The 1,624-nt window shown below is 44.0% G+C and carries 1 protein-coding gene; it reads right to left on the minus strand.

Going from position 1 to position 1,624, the window contains the following annotated elements:
* Window positions 1–69: 69 nt before the first annotated feature.
* On the minus strand, window positions 70–1,434 hold the full coding sequence (locus tag NC99_RS07215) for an IS5 family transposase (RefSeq protein WP_204374931.1): 1,365 nt from the start codon (window positions 1,432–1,434) through the stop codon (window positions 70–72).
* Window positions 1,435–1,624: the final 190 nt, after the last annotated feature.

The following is a 1,624-nucleotide window of genomic DNA, read 5'->3' on the forward strand; positions in this document are numbered from 1 at the left end:
AACTATAGTAATGATGGAAATCGGTCAAAGTTTTGTATGGGTCATATTTGGATTATCAAACATAGATAGTCAAGCCTGAAAAACCGCCAGTTTTTGTATGAGAAGGATTTTTCTTTTGAACCGGATTTGATTTTCAATCCAGATATTTAGTTTGAAAATGAAGACAAAAATTTGAGCTTTGATTTTCCGGAGCTTTTTCATCAGATTGAAGCCCGTTGCGGCTAGTATGGTATTAATCTGGTCGCCAACAACCCCGGCCAGGAAGTTTCTTTCCATTCGGTGATCGTGTTTGGCATGCCCGATAATTGGTTCAATTCCGGCCCGTGCCCGAAACCGCTTTCGCACTTGCTGCTTCTGGTAGGGTGTGGATGATGCTTTCAGTTTCCCTGGAGTACATATCTGGGTGTCATCAATGACCTTTCGGCCTCTGTATCCCCTATCGACTATGGCAACCCGGGGAAGTTTCCCTGTCAGGCGTTCGATCTGGTTCAGTTGCGCATCCAGGGTATGCCCGTCGTACGGGTTCCCTTCAAAAGCCATCGCTCCAACGATGATCCGGGAGTGTTTGGTGACAACCAAAGATGATTTGTTTCCAAATTCATATTTCTTTGCCTCTTTTCCTTTGGCGATACAACTTACCGAAGGCTCATGGAGACTGTAGATTTTGTTTTTGTCCGAACGTTTCTGCTGTAACACAAGGTTAAAAATAATCAGGTCTCTTTCATAGGCCTGCTTCTGCTGGCTGCTCAATTTCCTTTCAATATCCCGGACAATCCTTCCGGCAATGGTGTCTATCTTCCTTGCCGCCGCGTTGGCCTTCTTCCTGCGCTTGGGATGTTCCCTGAAACGTTGGTCGATCATCAACTGTTTTAAGGTGCGCCGATAACTCTGCCGGAGCTTGATCCCTTCTTTTTCTGCAATGTTCCAACACTTTTCGATGATCTTCTTTCGAAGCTTGGCATCTGTCGGGTAGGTGATGTTCTTTTCCTGCACCGTGGTGTCGATGCAAACTTCCTTTTCTTCGACCTCCTTTCTGCTGAACAGGTTGATCGATAGTTTCAATAGCTTTTCGGCACCTTCCTCACCGATCCGTTTGCGGAACTTGATCAGCTCAGTCGGGTCAAAGGGCTTTTCATGCTGAAAGAAGGTTTCTCCGCAGAAATATTGCCAGTAAGGGTTTTCCTGCCATCGGTCAACAACCGATTCATCACTATGGCTGAACATCGTCTTCAACAATAAAACACCCACAATCTTTCGGATGGGAATGGAAGGACGCCCGTTGTCCGGACAATAATAGCTACTGAACTCATCTTCCACTAATTCCCAGTCGATCTGGTCGGCCAACCGGGATAATTCATGTTCTTTATCGATAAACTGAACCAGTGGTACCTGGAAAATATTCAGCTGTGGTGACTTGTCTCTTTTTCCTATCATTTTGCAAGCTTTTTCCTGAAAATACGAATAACCTTGCAATTTTAACCAGCAGAAAATCAATAGTTTTCAACATCTTTTTGTTGATTATCAACCTATTGAAAACTTTTTCAGGGACGACTAGATAATATTCATACATCAAGTGAAATCATGGTTACGGACAACTTACTAACTTACTCATGGGTGAGTGAAT

It is taken from the genome of Sunxiuqinia dokdonensis, from assembly GCF_001270965.1.
GTDB lineage: Bacteria > Bacteroidota > Bacteroidia > Bacteroidales > Prolixibacteraceae > Sunxiuqinia > Sunxiuqinia dokdonensis.